The organism is Segatella copri (assembly GCF_009494395.1).
Lineage (GTDB): Bacteria > Bacteroidota > Bacteroidia > Bacteroidales > Bacteroidaceae > Prevotella.
Window position 1 is genome coordinate 1 of the sequence record NZ_VZCB01000001.1, and the last position, 16557, is coordinate 16557.

The 16557-nt window shown below is 44.0% G+C and carries 13 protein-coding genes; 10 read left to right on the top strand and 3 right to left on the bottom strand.

Features of this window, described 5'->3' with window-relative positions; genetic code table 11:
* Nucleotides 1-234: 234 nt before the first annotated feature.
* Nucleotides 235-1767, bottom strand: coding sequence for a Na+/H+ antiporter NhaC family protein (locus tag F7D73_RS00005; protein WP_153121704.1), 1533 nt, complete (start codon nt 1765-1767; stop codon nt 235-237).
* Between the two features lie 282 nt (nt 1768-2049).
* On the opposite strand from F7D73_RS00005, the gene F7D73_RS00010 reads away from it, so the two are divergent.
* The 10 genes from F7D73_RS00010 (at nt 2050) to F7D73_RS00055 (ending at nt 14728) form a co-directional block, all read left to right on the top strand.
* A complete protein-coding gene (locus F7D73_RS00010) occupies nt 2050-2832 on the top strand; it encodes a YaaA family protein (RefSeq protein WP_153121705.1) in 783 nt (260 codons plus the stop codon).
* 318 nt (nt 2833-3150) lie between these two features.
* On the top strand, nt 3151-3789 hold the full coding sequence (locus tag F7D73_RS00015) for a hypothetical protein (protein ID WP_153121706.1): 639 nt from the start codon (nt 3151-3153) through the stop codon (nt 3787-3789).
* An 87-nt stretch (nt 3790-3876) separates the two neighbouring features.
* Nucleotides 3877-4155: a hypothetical protein gene (locus F7D73_RS00020; protein WP_153121707.1), complete on the top strand. Its 279-nt coding sequence runs from the start codon at nt 3877-3879 to the stop codon at nt 4153-4155.
* A gap of 2 nt (nt 4156-4157) precedes the next feature.
* On the top strand, nt 4158-4499 hold the full coding sequence (locus F7D73_RS00025; protein WP_153121708.1) for an addiction module toxin RelE: 342 nt from the start codon (nt 4158-4160) through the stop codon (nt 4497-4499).
* A gap of 632 nt (nt 4500-5131) precedes the next feature.
* Nucleotides 5132-6997, top strand: coding sequence for a site-specific DNA-methyltransferase (locus F7D73_RS00030; protein ID WP_153121709.1), 1866 nt, complete (start codon nt 5132-5134; stop codon nt 6995-6997).
* A complete protein-coding gene (locus tag F7D73_RS00035) occupies nt 6994-9348 on the top strand; it encodes a DEAD/DEAH box helicase (RefSeq protein WP_153121710.1) in 2355 nt (784 codons plus the stop codon). The genes F7D73_RS00030 and F7D73_RS00035 overlap by 4 nt, the downstream gene beginning before the upstream one ends.
* A 37-nt stretch (nt 9349-9385) precedes the next feature.
* The gene (locus F7D73_RS00040; protein ID WP_153121711.1) at nt 9386-9601 is read left to right on the top strand and encodes a DNA modification system-associated small protein; all 216 of its coding nucleotides are present in this window, start codon (nt 9386-9388) and stop codon (nt 9599-9601) included.
* A 20-nt stretch (nt 9602-9621) separates the two neighbouring features.
* Nucleotides 9622-11622 carry an AAA family ATPase gene (locus tag F7D73_RS00045; RefSeq protein WP_153121712.1) on the top strand — a complete coding sequence of 667 codons (2001 nt, stop codon included), beginning with the start codon at nt 9622-9624 and terminating at the stop codon, nt 11620-11622.
* 28 nt (nt 11623-11650) lie between these two features.
* Nucleotides 11651-13234, top strand: coding sequence for an ATP-binding protein (locus F7D73_RS00050; RefSeq protein ID WP_153121713.1), 1584 nt, complete (start codon nt 11651-11653; stop codon nt 13232-13234).
* A 153-nt stretch (nt 13235-13387) separates the two neighbouring features.
* On the top strand, nt 13388-14728 hold the full coding sequence (locus F7D73_RS00055; RefSeq protein WP_153121714.1) for an ATP-binding protein: 1341 nt from the start codon (nt 13388-13390) through the stop codon (nt 14726-14728).
* A gap of 100 nt (nt 14729-14828) precedes the next feature.
* Here the strand turns inward: F7D73_RS00055 and F7D73_RS00060 are convergent, their stop codons facing one another.
* Together F7D73_RS00060 and F7D73_RS00065 are read right to left on the bottom strand one after the other, a co-directional pair.
* Nucleotides 14829-15671, bottom strand: a complete 843-nt coding sequence (locus F7D73_RS00060; RefSeq protein WP_153121715.1) for a CvfB family protein — start codon at nt 15669-15671, stop codon at nt 14829-14831.
* Nucleotides 15668-16414, bottom strand: a complete 747-nt coding sequence (locus F7D73_RS00065; protein ID WP_153121716.1) for an ABC transporter ATP-binding protein — start codon at nt 16412-16414, stop codon at nt 15668-15670. Before F7D73_RS00065 ends, F7D73_RS00060 begins: the two co-directional genes overlap by 4 nt.
* Nucleotides 16415-16557: the final 143 nt, after the last annotated feature.

Sequence of the window (16557 nt, forward strand, 5' to 3'; positions counted from 1 at the left end):
CTCCAATTGTAGTTACCCTATGCGAGGGAAATCATTTTCGTTTTATAGAGGAAAGGTAGTAATTTTTGGTGGAAATCGTATCTCTTCTCTGAAGATTTTTGCCATTAGTGTGACTTTTCCTTGATTTTGTGATGGTCGGGTATGTTATTTAAGTGTTTTTGCGCTATGGAGATTTGCCCTTGAATCTTTTTCTCATATCTATTTGTCTACTATATCTGTTAATTTCCTATATATTTAATGGATATCAGACTCTTCCGCTGCAGATGCTTTGTCTTCCTTGGATTGGGGCTTGGGTACGAAGCCCAGAATAGCTACCAGACAACTCATCAATGGACTGATGATGTTGAAGAAGCAGAAGGGGAGATACACCAGTGTCGGGATGCCGAGAACCGTACTCTGCGTCATACCGCAGGCTGTCCATGGAACCAGTACGCTCGTTACGGTAGCACTATCCTCTGTACTTCGGCTCAAGAGTTCCGGACGGTAGCCTCGTTCTGCATATTCATCCTTGTAGATAGATGCATTCATGATGATGCTCAGAAACTGGTCGCCCATAACGAGATTGAGCAATACGCCCGATGTCACGGTACTGCAGACAAGTGATATGGTGCTGTGGATGCTTTTCAGAAGCACGTGGGTGATAGCGTGAAGCATGCCGCTGGCTACCATACATGAACCGAAACACATGGCACAGAGAATGAGCCAGATGGTGTTGAGCATGCCTGCCATGCCGCGGGTTGCCACAAGTTCATTGATGTTCTCCATGCCGCAATCTACCTGAGTGTGGGTATAGCAGGTAGTCATGATTCCCTCAAAGAGGCTCTTGGCAGTGATGTTGTCTTCGCCAGCAATCTTTACCAGTACTTCCGGCTGGAGGATGAGGGCACAGATGCATGCAGAAAGAGCTGAAAGAAGAAGCGTGATGAGAGAGGGGGTCTTGCGGTAGATGAGCCATCCTGTAAAAGCCGGAACGAGCATCGTAAGTAGGGAGATATTGAAACCATGACTCAGACCGGTAAGATACTGGCTGATATCCACAGGTTTGGAATCATAGCAGAGTCCGATGATGAGATAGAGCACCAGCGAGAGCAGGATGCTTGGTATGGTGGTGTAGAGCATATAGCGGATATGCGAGAAGAGATCGGCACCGGCTATGCTTGAAGCCAGGACGGTGGTATCGCTCATAGGTGAGAGCTTATCACCGAAATAGGCTCCCGAGATGATGGCTCCAGCGGTGTAGGGGGCTGGTATTCCCAAGGCATCACCGATTCCCATCAGAGCAATACCGATGGTGGCAATGGTGGTCCATGAGGTTCCCGTCATCACGGAAATGATGCTGGAGATGATGCAGGCGCAGGGTAGGAAAAAGGTCGGTGACATGATCTGTACACCATAATATATTAATGTGGGAACCACGCCACTGATCATCCAGGTCGCTGACATCATTCCGATGAGCAGCAGGATCAGAATAGATACTCCGGCATCGCCCACGGTCTTTTTGATCATCTCCTCAAAGATATTCCATTTCATATTGTAGATTCCCATGCCGAGTGCAACGCATACTGCTGTGGCTATCATGAGGGCCACCTGAGAGGCACCAGCCAGGGCATCATCAGGGAAGAGTTTGACAACCATGACGATGAGGGTGATAAGTACTGCCAGCGGTATGACAGAAATGAAGGGATGTGGTTCCACTGGCTGCTGAGGTGGGCAGGATACCTGCTCTTCAGCAGCTTGAGTTTTTTGTTTATTTTCTTTTTGTTCCATTTGTTAATACTCTCTTATACATTTCACAAAGACACAATTCGTCATCTGACAATGCCTGGATGATTTCACCGAATGTCGGATTTTGTTAAGTTTCATATATATATTGTACTTATTGTGCAAAAATAATAAATATTTTCAGATTTCGCAAGATAAGGTACAATATAGCATTCTTATTTATAATATATTATACTTTTATTGAACTTTTCTTTGAGTTTTGTCATATTTTCATTAACTTTGCCAGCAAAACTATCATTAAGAGTTACCCTTTAAAATAAATGTATTATGCAGATATTATTGGCAAATGCCAAAATCATGTTTGATAAGGCAGATAGGGCAGCTGTTTCAAAGCCACTTTTCCAGTCTGTGGCTGAAATGTTGGCTGCAGAAATGGCTAAGCTGGACGTAGAGGAATTGGCTAGGCAACTGGATTGCAGCCACAAGATAGCTTTGGAAAACTGGAAACGCTATCGTAATTTTATGGCTGCAGAGAAGATGCCTGCCATACTTTCCTACAATGGACAGGCGTATAAGCATCTATGCGCTAACACTTTGGGAGAAGAATCCCTGGAGTATGCCCAGAAACATCTCTGGATTACCTGCTTTCTCTATGGATTGCTTCGGCCGATGGATGGCATCGTGCCTTATCGTATGGAGCATTGCGTGAAGCTTGAAGCTACAAACGACAAGCCAATCAATCAATTTTGGAAAGATAAACTTACCGATGTTCTTATCAGCAGTGTGAAAGCTGACGATGGCATACTTATCCATCTCTCTACAGCAGAATATGAACATCTGTTTGATTGGAAGAGAATTTGCAGGGAAGTGAAAGTCATCCAGCCCCTCTTTTATGTTCGCCAGAAGGATGGTAGGCTGAAAATGCAGGCTGTGTGGGCTAAATCCTGCCGTGGAGCTATGGTAAGATACATTTTAAGCAACCAACTTGCTACTCCAGAAGAATTGGCAGCCTTCAGTTACGAAGGTTTTGAATACGCACCAGAATTAGGAGAAGTGGCTTTTCCGCATTTCGTTCGTTTGCATTGTCTAGAAGACAAGGGAGCGGACTAGGCTATGCTTTAGTCCGTTCCCTTGTTTAATTTAGTTTAAATCCTGAACAATTCTTGTTTATCTCTAGATAAAATTGTATCTTTGCCGTGGAGAAAGTTATGTTCAGCACTGCTGAACTTATATTCAATACTGCTAAACTTAAGTTCAACACTGCTGAATATAGATTCAACATTGCTGAACATAGATTTCTTCTAATGATAAAGACTATTATCCTTAAGAATATAGATGAATGCATTTAAGGATGCAAACTATCTCTTCCAGGATTACGGTCTCTCTTTATAAATGATGTTGTAGAACTTAATAAGGAAAGGAATCGATATGGTAAAGTACAAGTTACAGGAGATGTCGGATGTTCATCATACCGGCAAGCGTAAGGTTTATCCCAAGATGGTAGTCAACCGCACTCTATCTCGCAAGGAATTCATCGAAAGAATGCATGGTTATCATCGTGGCATTTCGGCAAGCACCACGGAGGCAGTGCTGATGGACGTGGAAGATATGCTGGTTGAGATGCTCTCCATGGGCTATAATGTAAATCTGGAAGGTCTCGGCACCTTCTCTCTGTCCTTGGGTTTCGAGGATGACAAGCCTACGGAGATGCAGGGCGATGACGACAAGATGACCTATCGCAAGGTGGGCGTAAGAGATGTGAACTTCAAGGCGTCTCCCGATTTCATCAAGTCTGTGAAGCTGGAAACCGACCGGGATCTGGAGCGAGATATGGGTGGTGTAAAACTGATATTGAAAAAGAAATATACCCGAGAGGAGCGCATCGCCCGAGCCCTGGATGTCATCGATGAGAATGGCTTCATCGGTCTTACTGACTATGCCTACATCAACAACTTGAGCCGCACTGCCGCCTCCTTGGAATTAAAGGAGATAGCCCATGACGAGACTGCTCCCATCCGCTCTGTGGGTCGGCACAGTCACAAGGTTTGGGTGAGGAGAAAAAAATAAGATAAAGCGTGATTTCTCATCATTTTCTTTGGCATTTCCAATTCTTTTCGTTAATTTTGTAGCGTTAATTTAAAAGAAAGGAATAAGATGGAAACGATTAATATTCAGTTTCAAGTACCTTCTACAGGTCAATATACGCTTGACGAATTTGTCGCTAAGCTCAAAGACTATGCTGAAAAATTAGCAAGTTCTATCTCCAAATCAGGAAATAGTTACCAGGAAACTTATATGAGCCAGGCAGAGCAGGAAGCCTACGTGGCAGAAAGCCTCAACCGTGCTCTTGATGAAATGGAAGCTCATAAGAAGAATGGAACTAAGCCGATGAGTTTTGATGATTTTATGGCTAAACTTGATGAGGAGGATTAGTTATGGAAGTTGAAATACGTGTTGAGAATGAGTTCTTAATACAGTTTAAGCGTCTTTCTAAAAAATATCGTTCTTTAAAAAGCGATATTAAAGATTTGAAAGCCTCTCTTGTAATTGATCCATTTCAAGGTAGCAGTCTTGGCAAAGGTGTCAGAAAGGTGAGAATGGCAATAGCTAGTAAGGGTAAAGGTAAGAGTGGTGGTGCAAGGGTCATCACTTATAATCTTTACCAGGAAGGAGATTCCATTATCATTGATTTGTTGACAATCTATGATAAAGGAGAAATCTCCAATATCTCTGATGAGTTTATCAGTTTTTTGCTTGATAAACGTAAAAATGGATAATACGCAGAATTTGTAGATTGTGTGATTGTAGAATTTCATGGTATTTCATAACGAGGATTGCCTTTCAGTATTTCTGATGCTGAAAGGCTTTTTTGTGTCTTAAAGCGAAGAAAGTCGTTCTTTTCTTTGGCATTTCCAATTCTTTTCGTTAATTTTGTAGCGTCATTTCCGAGATGGCTGGCAAAGGGATGCTGGCTGATAAGTTTGGGGATTGGCTTTATCTTTTAGAATTAGACGTTTACTACGTTTCGCTTCTGATTAATTGAAACTTCGGAACTTTCAAAATAGGAGATCGGAAAAGAGATGGCAGTGGACGCCTACATAATGTGTATATATACACGGCACGAGTGCGCCCTTTCGTATAGAAAGGGTGTACCTTGTGCTACATACATATATACTTTATTGGTGTAGGTGTGTCCTCTTGCTTCTTATTATACTGCTTGTCTCCTAAGGTTCCGAAGACCGCAATTAACAAGTAGTTGCAAGGAGTAATGACCCCTGCGCCAATTCTTTTAGATAGATTTGTGCCTACTTAGATAGAAACTACTAACTTGTTGGTACAAAGACTAATGTTATCGGATTATATTTATCTGCTTTGGGGGTGAGCAAAGGGATGTAACGTTGTTATTCTTATGAACAAATACGAACTCGCAAAGAAGATAAATGAATTGGAGGGTCTTACGAATGATGAGAAATCGGAGTTAATCAAACTACTTCGTTCGCAAAAGAAGTATGGTTTGGTTTGGGAAGACAAGCCTGAAGATGCTGAGCAAAGAATGGTCAACGAGCAGCCTGTGCTTGTTGAAGTGCCTGAACGTGCCATCCTCAGCGATGACGCTGAGGCGCCAAACCATATTCTTATTGAAGGCGATAACCTCGAAACCCTTACTGCTCTTAGCTATACTCATGCAGGGAAGATTGATGTCATTTATATCGATCCTCCTTACAATACAGGTAATAAGGATTTTATTTATAACGATTCTTTTGTTGATAAGGAAGACGGCTACCGCCATTCCAAATGGTTGACGTTCATGAATAAGCGCTTAAAAATAGCCAAGAATTTGCTTTCAGATAAAGGCGTGATATTTATCTCTATCGACGATAATGAGCAAGCACCTTTAAAGATGCTTTGTGATGAAGTCTTTGGAAATATAAACTTATGTGGTCAATTAATATGGAGGAAGAAAAGTGGTGGAGGTCAAACTGATATTTATTTTGTAACGGAACATGAGTATATATTGGTTTATCAGAAAAGTGCAGCTTTTAAATGGATAGACCCTGTAGAGATACAATCTTCGGACGAATTCAAAAATGAAGATGAACGTGGAAAATATAATTTGGTTAAGTTAGAAAAATGGGGAAGCTCTGCCCATAAAGAAGATAGACCAAGTATGTATTTTCCAATAAAGGATGAGCAAGGAAATGATTATTTTCCAATAGCTCCTGATGGAAAGCCAGGACGTTGGCGTATAGGATTACAAAGAATGGAAAATGTTATAAATAATAACTTAATAGAATGGAGAAAAGGCAAACCATATGAGAAAGTATACTTTGATATAAATGCTCAAAAAGTTAAGGTAAAGAAGAGTCGAAGTATATTGTATGATGTAGCAGAAAATGCTGATGGAAGCTACTTGTTAACTTCTCTGTTTGGTAAAAAAGATATATTTACTAATCCGAAGCCTGTTGAATTGATAACTAATGTAATAAGCCATCATGGGAATAAAAGGGGAATTATTTTAGACTTCTTTGCCGGTTCCGGTACTACTCTTCATGCCACAATGCAACTGAATGCCGAAGATGGCGGGCATCGCCAATGTATCTTGGTTACCAATAACGAGAATGGAATTTGTGAGAATGTGACTTATGAGCGAAACCGTCGAGTAATCCAGGGCTATACAACTCCTAAGGGAGAAAAGGTTCCAGGCTTAACCCGCAACAACCTTCGTTATTACAAGACGCAGTTTGTGCCTCGTGATAAGAGTCCGAAGAATCTGCGTAATTTGATGGCACTCTCTACAGATATGCTTTGCATCCACAACGATACATATATCGAGAAGCCATTTGCTGGCAAGAACATCAACAACAAGATTGCTCGCTATTTCGAGAGCAATGATGGAACTAAGCGAATGCTGGTGATTTATCGTGCTGAGGCTATTCAAGCCCTGGTAGAGTTGATGAAGCAGGAATTCAAGAATGCCGAAAGTAATGAGAACGGCAAACTCATGGTCTATGTCTTCTCGCCAAACGGCTATGCTTATGATGATGAGTTTGAGGATGTGGCAGATTACGTTTCGCTTTGTGCCATGCCTGATGCCGTACAGAATGCTTATCGCAGAGTTTTGCCAAAGAAGCGTCAAGCGCAACTCCTGGATGATATTGCTGAAGAAACGGACTCAGAAGCACGGACAATAGAAGAATCGGATTTATTTCAAAATCAAACATATACAATGGCAGCAAGTGAAATCAAAGATGACAGGGAAGGAGGCAACGAATGAAACAGATACAATATCAGCAGAAAGCAGTCAAGGAATTGGTAGATAAAACCATTGACCTGCTTACCTATTCAGGTATGCGCCATACACTCGTATTCAAGGCTCCAACAGGTGCCGGCAAGACGGTGATGGCATCAGAAATGTTGCTCCGACTGAATGCCGAGTTGAGAGACCGTACGGATGTACCTTATAAAGAGTTGGCATATATTTGGATTGCTCCCAACAAGCTTCATGAACAGAGCTACTTTAAGATGAAATCCTTCTTTACGGAAGGACAGGAGTTGCATCCGGTTATCTATGACGACCTCGACCATTCTGCCGAAGGCTACATCCATCCGGGAGAAATTCTTTTCGTTAACTGGGAGAGTATCAATAAGGATAATGCCGTGATGATACGTGATACGGAGCAGAGTGCTTCACTCTATGATCTTACTCGTAGAACCCAGGAAGAACAGAATATTCCTATTGTCGTTATCATCGACGAAGAGCACATGTTCGCCAGCAAACTCGCCAACAAGACAGAGAAGGTGTTGAAGAACATCAATCCAAAAGTTGAGCTTCGTATCTCGGCAACCCCTGAGACAAAAGGCGATTTGGATGTGAAGATACCTAGAGAGGCTGTTGTTGGAGAAGGTATGATTAAACAGGGTGTGGTATTGAATCCTGCCTTGAACTTCACGGATCCAAATGGCTCTTTGAACCAGCATCTGGTGAGCCTTGCCCTGAAGAAACGGGAAGAGTTGGCTGAGGCTTATCGCAAGATAGGTGTTCATATCAATCCTCTGCTGCTTATTCAGTTGCCTAATGATAAAGATAAGATGGATAAGGATGATGAAAGCATCAAGGAAGAGGTGATGCAATATCTGGACACTATCAAGAATATTAATGTTGACAATGGCAAGTTGGCGATATGGCTCAGCAATGAAAAGGAGAATCTGGATGGTATAGAGAAACCGGATAATCTGACCGAAGTGTTGCTCTTCAAGCAGGCCATCGCTCTGGGATGGGACTGTCCTCGTGCCGCTGTGCTTCTCATCTTCCGAAAGATAGAGAGTTTTACTTTCACCGCTCAGACCGTGGGACGCATCCTTCGTATGCCAGAACAGCATTTCTATGAGGATGACCGATTGAATTGGGGCTATGTATATACCAACCTCAGCAAAGACATCATCAAGATTGTGCAAGATGACATGGACTATATGTCGAATATTCATGCTGTTCGTCGAGAGAATCTATGCAATGTGGTGCTGCGTTCTGAATATTGTGAGCGTCCAGCTATCGCACGTAAGCGACTGGGACCTGATTTCAAGAAGGTACTTGCAAAAGTCTTTGAAGATATTCTTCTGGTTAAGAACCGCCAGTTATCTCTTTTCACGATAGATGACTTGGAGGGCAATGTGGATGATGAAGATTCTGAGGATGTTGAGGCTACGGAGAGCATTTATGCCAAAAACAGAAAGGCATGCGAGGATAAGATTACCTTTAAGGTAAGAAGCATTGGAATCGATTTGATAGAGGATGTCAGTATCACGGGCGAGACTGGTGAGACTCGTGTGGTTAAGAAGGCAAGATATGTTCGTACGATGCTGGAATTGAACAATTCATTCAATGCTTTCTGTGCCAAGTGTATTGGTTCAAAGTTTGAGAAGGTGAGCGTTGCAACATTGGCTTTTGCTTTGAAGGAGCTGATGGAAGACCTGTTTGAACTTTTCGAGACGGATGCCGTGAAGGTGATTCTTTATCATGGTAACAAGGAAGTGTTTGCTGATCTGATAGACCGTGCATTGAATCGTTATCAGAAGATTCTTGAGGAACGACAGAATCAACAGAATGCAAAGTATTATAAAACTTATGACTGGGAGGTTCCTGTGGAACGACTCTATAAGGAAGAAAGTCATCACATCAAGGATGAGGTGCGAGATCACGCTCTTCTGCCATTCGTAGAATTAAAGAATGCCTCTAAGCCTGAAGAGCGTTTCGAGGCTTTCCTGGAAGCTAACAAGGAGTATATTGACTGGTGGTATAAGAATGGTGATGCCGGCAGGCAGCATTATGCCATCAGTTACGAGAACAAGGAGGGGCACAAAGCCCTCTTCTATGTAGATTTCGTGATTCGCATGAAGAGTGGTCAGGTTCTGCTCTTCGATACCAAGAGTGCTGGTAGTGATGTGGATGCTGTAGAAAAGCATAATGCCCTCATCGACTATATGGCGAGCGAAGAGAACAAGGACAAGCATCTGAAGGGTGGCATCATCATCGAGAGAAATAACAACTGGAAGTATTGTCCGCTGAAGATAGAGAACACTACTGACATCGTGGAGTGGGATAGTTTCTATCCGAAAGAATATAAATAAGTCATAAACGCTATATATATAATAAGGTGTAATAACGATGGCAAAGGGATTAGATGGAAAATTCTTGCACTATGGCATCCGAAAGGAAGACCTCGACCTGATCAGGACGTTATGCGAGAAGCATGAGATAGACTTCGACTGGATGAGCGAGGATATCCTCCGCAAATATCATGCAGCCAAGGTAGATAAAATAGAAATGAATGACGAGGATACTGAGAAGATTATCGCCGAGGCGATTTCTCTAATCAAGTAAGTAAGAATGAAGATTAGATTATGATTATCAAGAGAATCAAAATCAAAAACTATAAGACTTATCTGAGTCTTGACTTGGATTTGTCGGTGAGACCCGATCAGCCCATCATCCTGATAGGTGGTATGAACGGTGGTGGTAAGACCACGCTGTTCGAGGCTATCTGTGGGGCTCTTTATGGACTGAAGATTCAGAACAAGGCGCATTTTCAGGAACTCCTGAACAATGGTGCCTTGGGAAAGGTGGAGCCTACTATCGTGCTCGAACTCTCTTTCGAAGGTATGGTGCTCGGACGCAAGCAGCAGTATCTGCTGCGTCGCACTTACAAGCTTAATCCTGCCAACAAGCCTGTGGAGAATGTGCTGCTCAATATGGATGGCACGCCTTTCTCCTATGGTACGGCTACGCCTCCGCAGCAGCGTGCCATCAACGAGCAGCAGGTGAATAAGATTATCAAGGCAAACCTGCCGCAGGAGCTCAGTAAGTATTTCCTCTTTGATGCCATGCAGTCGAGCGAGCTCTTGAAGGAGAATGTCTTTGCCCAAATCATCAAGGATAATATCCAGAATGTGATGGGATTCAACAAGTATCTGCAATTGAAGAATGCTGCCGAGCATCAGCAGCAGGAGTGGGCGGCAAGGAGACTGGAGGCGCAGAAAGAGGCAGAAGAATATAATGGTCTTTGCGAGCAGCGCAACCAGTTGGTGGCTTTGCAGGAGGAGAATACCAAGCACCAGGATGATAAGTACAAATATCTGGTTTCCATTCAGGCTGAATATGATGCCGCCAAGGAAGGTGCCAAGGATTCTGCCGAGACTGCACGAAAGATTCAGGATCTGGAGGCCAGCGTGAAGGATACGCAGGAGTTGTCAAAGCGATATAATGCCCAATTGAAGCAGGTGGTGGAGACCTTGGAAATCAACGTGTTCTTTCCGAAACTTGCACAGGGAATCACAAACGAGGTGAATGACATTATCCGACAGAAAGAAGCCTTGAAGCAGGAACGTGAAGGGGTGCTCTCCCTGGAGCAGATGCGTGAGGTAACTACCAAGATTCTTGGTTATCTGAAATCAAAGTGCCTCTGTCCGGATTCCGTGGAGGATGACGATGTGGTGGCTTACCTGAAGAGTCAGCAGGAAGCTTTGCAGCGCAAGGATGACTATGCTTTCCTGGATGAAAGCGAGTTTGATGCGCTCAAGAATCTGCTGGGTGCCAATGCTGTGAATGAGTTTATCGCCCTTAATGACAGTCGTTATGATTTGGAAAAGCGGTTGGAGAACTATGATAATCAGCAGAGTCAGATTGCTCTGCTCCGTCGTAGCATGGTAAGCGGTAATACCGAAATCATCAAGGCATACGAGGAGGCTAGCCGTGAACTCGAAATCTTGAAGAAGGAGGCGGATGACAGAAAGGTGAACATAGAGAAACTGGAGCGGAAGATTCACCAGTTTGATGTGCAGATACAGCAGGAACCTGATGTGAAATATGACATGCTGGTGAAACTGAAGCCTTTCTTTGAGGATGTTGCCGACACTCTGCTTAAGCGCAAAAAGGAGAAGATTGAGGAGGATATGAAGGAGCAACTCAACAAACTCCTCATTTCCTACAAGGGATGCATCGCCAAGGTAGAGCTGTCAGACAGTATGGAGAATTTCACCATCCGTCTCTATCACAAGGCAGGAAATGAAATCTCGCTCAACCAACTGAATGCGGCATCCAAGCAAATCTTTATCCAGGTGTTGCTGAAGGTGCTTCGAAATCTGGGCGACTATAATCCACCTGTGATGATAGATACCGTGATGGGTGTATTGGATGAGGAGAGCCGTGATGTGCTGATGGAAGAATACTTCCCGGGACTTGCCGAGCAAACCATCCTGCTCTGCACCACTTCGGAAATCAGAAAGGATAAGGATTACATGAAGCTGGAACCATTCCTCTCTCGTTCTTATACACTGGTAAGAGATGTGGAAAGTCAGAGCACCCACGTGGAGGAAGGATATTTTGGAGTAATGTGTAATGAATAATGTTTCATATTGACGGAGCAATATAAATATGGAAGTAGCATTAGAGAATATACGACAGGCAGAAGGTATGGTAGAAGCCATCATGCCTTTGAAGGAGAAACTGGAGAAGCGTTTGAACCTTTCGCGGCAAGTGGAAGGGGAGAGGGATGCCATGCTAACCCTGAATAAGGTGATGCGAATCTGCCTGATAGCCAGTTTGAGCTTAACGGAGAAGAGAAGTGTGGATGGTTTGGGAGATATCGTATTGTCGAAATCTTCTCAGCGTATCATGCCTAGTTTCTTTACCAAGGATAATAAGAAGTCGCTTTTTTCGGCTTTGTTGAAGTTGATATATAGAGATTGTGAGGTGGATTGGCAGAATGCCAGTATCGTGGGTCGCATCGTGGCGAAGGAAATCTATCGGGGTATCGCTTATCTTTCGGAAGATGAGAATCTGAATGCTTTCCTCTTTGCTGCCAGCGACAGGCGACATGGCGGAAGTGGCATTCCTGCCCTGGAGTTGCTGATAGGCGAGTATGCTGAGGATATGGAAGCGAAACTGAATATTAACGGACGTTCGGTATCGAATGCACAGATTCTGGTGGCTGGTACCACGGGTTCGGGTAAGACCAATCTGCTGGCTGTGTTGATTCAGCAGTTTCGTAATCTCTCCACGGAAACGCCTTATCCCGTCAATTTCCTCTTGTTCGATTACAAGGGTGAGTTCTCTGACCCCTCGAATGCCAACTGGCTTGTCCACTTCGATGTAGATAGGAGTTGCATTCTCGACCCTGTGGTTGCGCCATTGCCTTTCACGCCGTTCAAGGATTTTACGGGCAGGACCATCAACGAAATCAATCTCTATTCCACGGAGATGGCTGGTGCACTCTGCGCTGTAGATCGTGCAACGGTGAGCGCATCCATGAGTAATCGACTGAGTGAAGCCATTGTTGAGGCTTATAAGCAGACGGCAGGCAAGCCTATCACTTTTGAGCTGATGCTGATGAAATATCAGCAGAGAATGCAGAATCCGGATAAGGATGACAGCATCACTTCGGTTTTGAAGCAGTTGATTCGCAATCATCTCTTTACTTCTGAAGATAAGGTGAATTTGGTAGATGAGTGTTTTATCGTGAAGATGGATGCTTTCCCGAAAGATGGTCCGATAGCCAGGGCTATCGTGTATTTCATCATTTCGAAGCTCAATAATATCTATGAGCAGTTGCCGAAACAGGCGGTGAATGAGGATTATGTACAGATTCGCCACTTCACGATTATCGATGAGGCTCACTATATGCTGGATTTTGACAATCAGCCGCTTCGCAATCTGATAGCTGTGGGTAGAAACAAGGGCTTGAGCATCATATTTGCCACTCAAAACATGGATAGTTACAAGAGTAAGTTCTTCGATTTCTATGCCAATGCGCAATATCCGCTCATCATGAAGCAGCAGACGATTTCTGACAGTATCATCAAGGATCTCTTTGGGGTGTCGGGTAAAGACTTCCAGGAAATCAAGTCGGTGATAGCTGGTTTGCAGAAAGGCGAGTTGATTCTCAAGGATCATACGCTGGCTGCCCTTGGTTTGGGCGGTAAACCGTATAAAAAAATAAAGGTGACGCATCTCATTTGATGCGCCACCTTTTTAAATGATATGCCTTGTTGCCCCCTGATTTACACCAAACTTTGATGGCGTTGCCCCTGATCTACAACAAACTTTAACGCTGTTGCCGCTGATTTGCGACAAAAAAGTAGTATCTTTGCCCCTGATTTGAAACAAATGCGTATGTTTAGACGAAATATCATCAGTAAACTGGAGGCTTGGAAGCAAGACAAAAAGCATAAGCCTCTTATCCTGAGAGGAGCTCGACAGGTTGGCAAGACAACTGTGGTCAATGAGTTTGGCTCTCAGTTTGATAATTATCTATATTTCAATCTGGAAAGAAATGAGAATGCCAAGTTGTTTGAAATGGAGATTCCTTTAGACGACCTGGTAAATATGCTGTATGCCAGTGTCGGTAAGGTTAAGAAAGAAGGAACTACACTTGTTTTCATCGACGAGATACAGAATTCTCCTAAAACCATAGCACTTCTCAGGTATTTCTATGAACAGAGACCTGATTTGTATGTTATTGCAGCTGGCAGCCTGTTGGAAAATCTGGTGGATGTTAAAGTCAGTTTCCCTGTGGGAAGAGTACAATATCTGGCTTTGCGACCTTGTTCGTTTTCGGAATTTCTGGGAGCTATTGGTAAGAATAATCTGCTTGCCGTACTCTCGCAGAAGGCAGAATATACGGTTGCATTCCATGAACAGTTGATGCATCTTTTCAATCAATATACCATTGTGGGAGGTATGCCTGAAGCTGTGCAGCAGTATGCTGAAACCCAAGATGTCATTGGTATCGAAGATGTTTATGAAACTCTGGTGCAAGCCTATAAGGATGATTCTGAGAAATACGTCAGAGGTAATAAGTTAACAGACGTAGTGAGATTCATCCTCTCCTATGGTTGGGCTTTTTCGGGTGAGACCATTACGTTGGGTAACTTTGCCAATTCTGGCTATAAGTCAAGAGAGGTGGGCGAGGCATTTAGATTGCTGGAGAAGGCTATGCTCCTGGAGCTGGTTTACCCTGTATCTTCTACCCAGTTGCCGATTATTCCTGAGACCAAACGAATGCCAAAACTCATCTGGTTTGATACGGGATTAGTGAACTATCAGGCGGGAATCAGAAAGGAAATCATTGGTTCTACCGATATGGTGGATAGCTGGCGTGGGCATATTGCGGAACAAATTACGGCTCAGGAGTTATTGGCTTTGGAAGATAGAGTAGGACAGCATCGCTCTTTTTGGGCAAAGCCGAACAATGGAGCTGAGGTTGATTTCATTTTTGCTCATAACTCCAAGCTTTATCCGATAGAGGTAAAGAGTGGAACCAATGCTCATCTCCGTTCTCTTCAGGTGTTTATGGATAGTTCTGATGTAAACATTGCCATCCGTATCTGGTCAAAGCCTTATTCTATTGATAAGGTCAAGACCATTCATGGCAAGGAGTTTTCGTTGATTAATCTTCCGTTCTATCTGATAGGTAATTTGCGGAGCATATTGGATGCTGTTGTAGAAGAATAAAAAAGAATATAATGCATCATGCAAAATATATAATTAAGGTGGACAATGCTTTTTAGGAATAGCAATGTCCACCTTATTATATATATCGTTCTAAAAAGCTTTATTCTGCCAGTCGGATGCTCATCGGGCTTACGGTGATGAGGCGCTTCTTGTAGAGGTCGCCAATAGCACGCTTGTAAACCTTCTTGCTTACGTGGAAACGCTCGTAGATGTCGTCGGCCTCGCTCTTGTCGCCAAGGTTGCACTCGCCATCGTTGTCCAGAAGATACTGGTAGAGGGTCTCGGCGAAATCTGCAGTCTGCTGGATGCCGGTCTTCTGCAGGGTTACGTCTATCTTTCCGTCAGGACGAACTCTTCCGATGTAGCCCTTCATCTTGTCACCCGTGTGGATGTACTGGAAGATCTGGTCCTGATAGAGGAGCCCCGGATACTGGTTGTCGATGATAACCTTGAAGCCTAGGTCGGTCTTCTGCCAGATGAGAAGATCCACCTCATCACCATGCTTGTAGTGAGGATGGTTTTCGTTGAGATAACGCTCAATCTTGGCAGAGGCAACGATGCGATAGCTCTCCTCATCGATGTGGATATGTACGATGTAGGAGTTGCCGAGCACCATGCGCTTCTTCTGTTCGCGGAATGGGCAGAAGATGTCCTTCATCAGGCCCCAGCCCAGGAAGGCTCCGTATTCGTTGACCCATTTCACTTCGAGATAGGCGAAGTCGGCCACCTTAGCCAATGGGGTTTCTGTAGTAGCGATGAGACGCTCTTCCTGGTCGAGATAGAGGAAGACATCCAGCTCGTCGCCGATGCCGACATTCTCAGGAACGTAGCGGGAAGGAAGGAGGATTTCTCCCTCATCACCACCATCGAGATACAGACCGAAATCTACTTTCTTTACGATGCGGAGGCGATTGTAATCGCCGAGTTTTGTCTTTTTGCTCATATAATATTATCTTCAGTTTTTTCTTCTGTTGTTGGGGTTTCTGCAACTTCTGCAGTTTCTTCCTGGCTATCAGCAGCTCCTGCTTCCACCGTCTTCTCTATCATTCCATCCTTGAGATGGATGGTGCGGTCGGTGATGGAAGCAAGACCCTCATCGTGGGTGACGATGACGAAAGTCTGGCCGAACTTGTCTCTCAGGTCGAAGAAGAGCTGGTGAAGCTCTGCCTTGTTCTTGGTGTCAAGACTTCCTGATGGTTCATCTGCAAGGATGACGGCTGGATTGTTGACCAAGGCTCTTGCCACGGCAACACGCTGCTTTTCACCACCCGATAATTCGGCAGGCTTGTGGTTGGCTCTGTCGCTCAATCCCATGAATTCCAACAATTCCTCGGCACGTTCCTTGGCTTCCTTGCGGCTCTTGCCAGCGATGAAGGCAGGAATCATGATGTTCTCCAGAGCGGTGAACTCCGGTAGAAGCTGATGGAACTGGAAGACGAAACCGAGATGCTGGTTGCGGAAATCGCTCAGTTTCTTGGTGCTGAGGCTGCGCACATCAATGCTGTCCACCTCAATGCTGCCACTATCAGGCTTGTCGAGGGTACCGATAATCTGGAGAAGGGTAGTCTTTCCGGCACCACTAGGACCGACGATACTGACTACTTCGCCCTTGTCAATATGCAGGTCGATGCCTTTGAGTACCTGCAGGGAGCCGAAGCTCTTTGTTATACCTTTTATATCAATCATTTTCTTACTCAAAATTATTTTGCAGGCAAAATTAAGCAAAATAATTGGAAAAGCCTAATTTTAAGAGATAAAAAGAAATAAGGAAGGATATAAAAAAACAAAACGAGCCTTATTCTTGCAAATAAAGCTCGTTTCAGTACTCA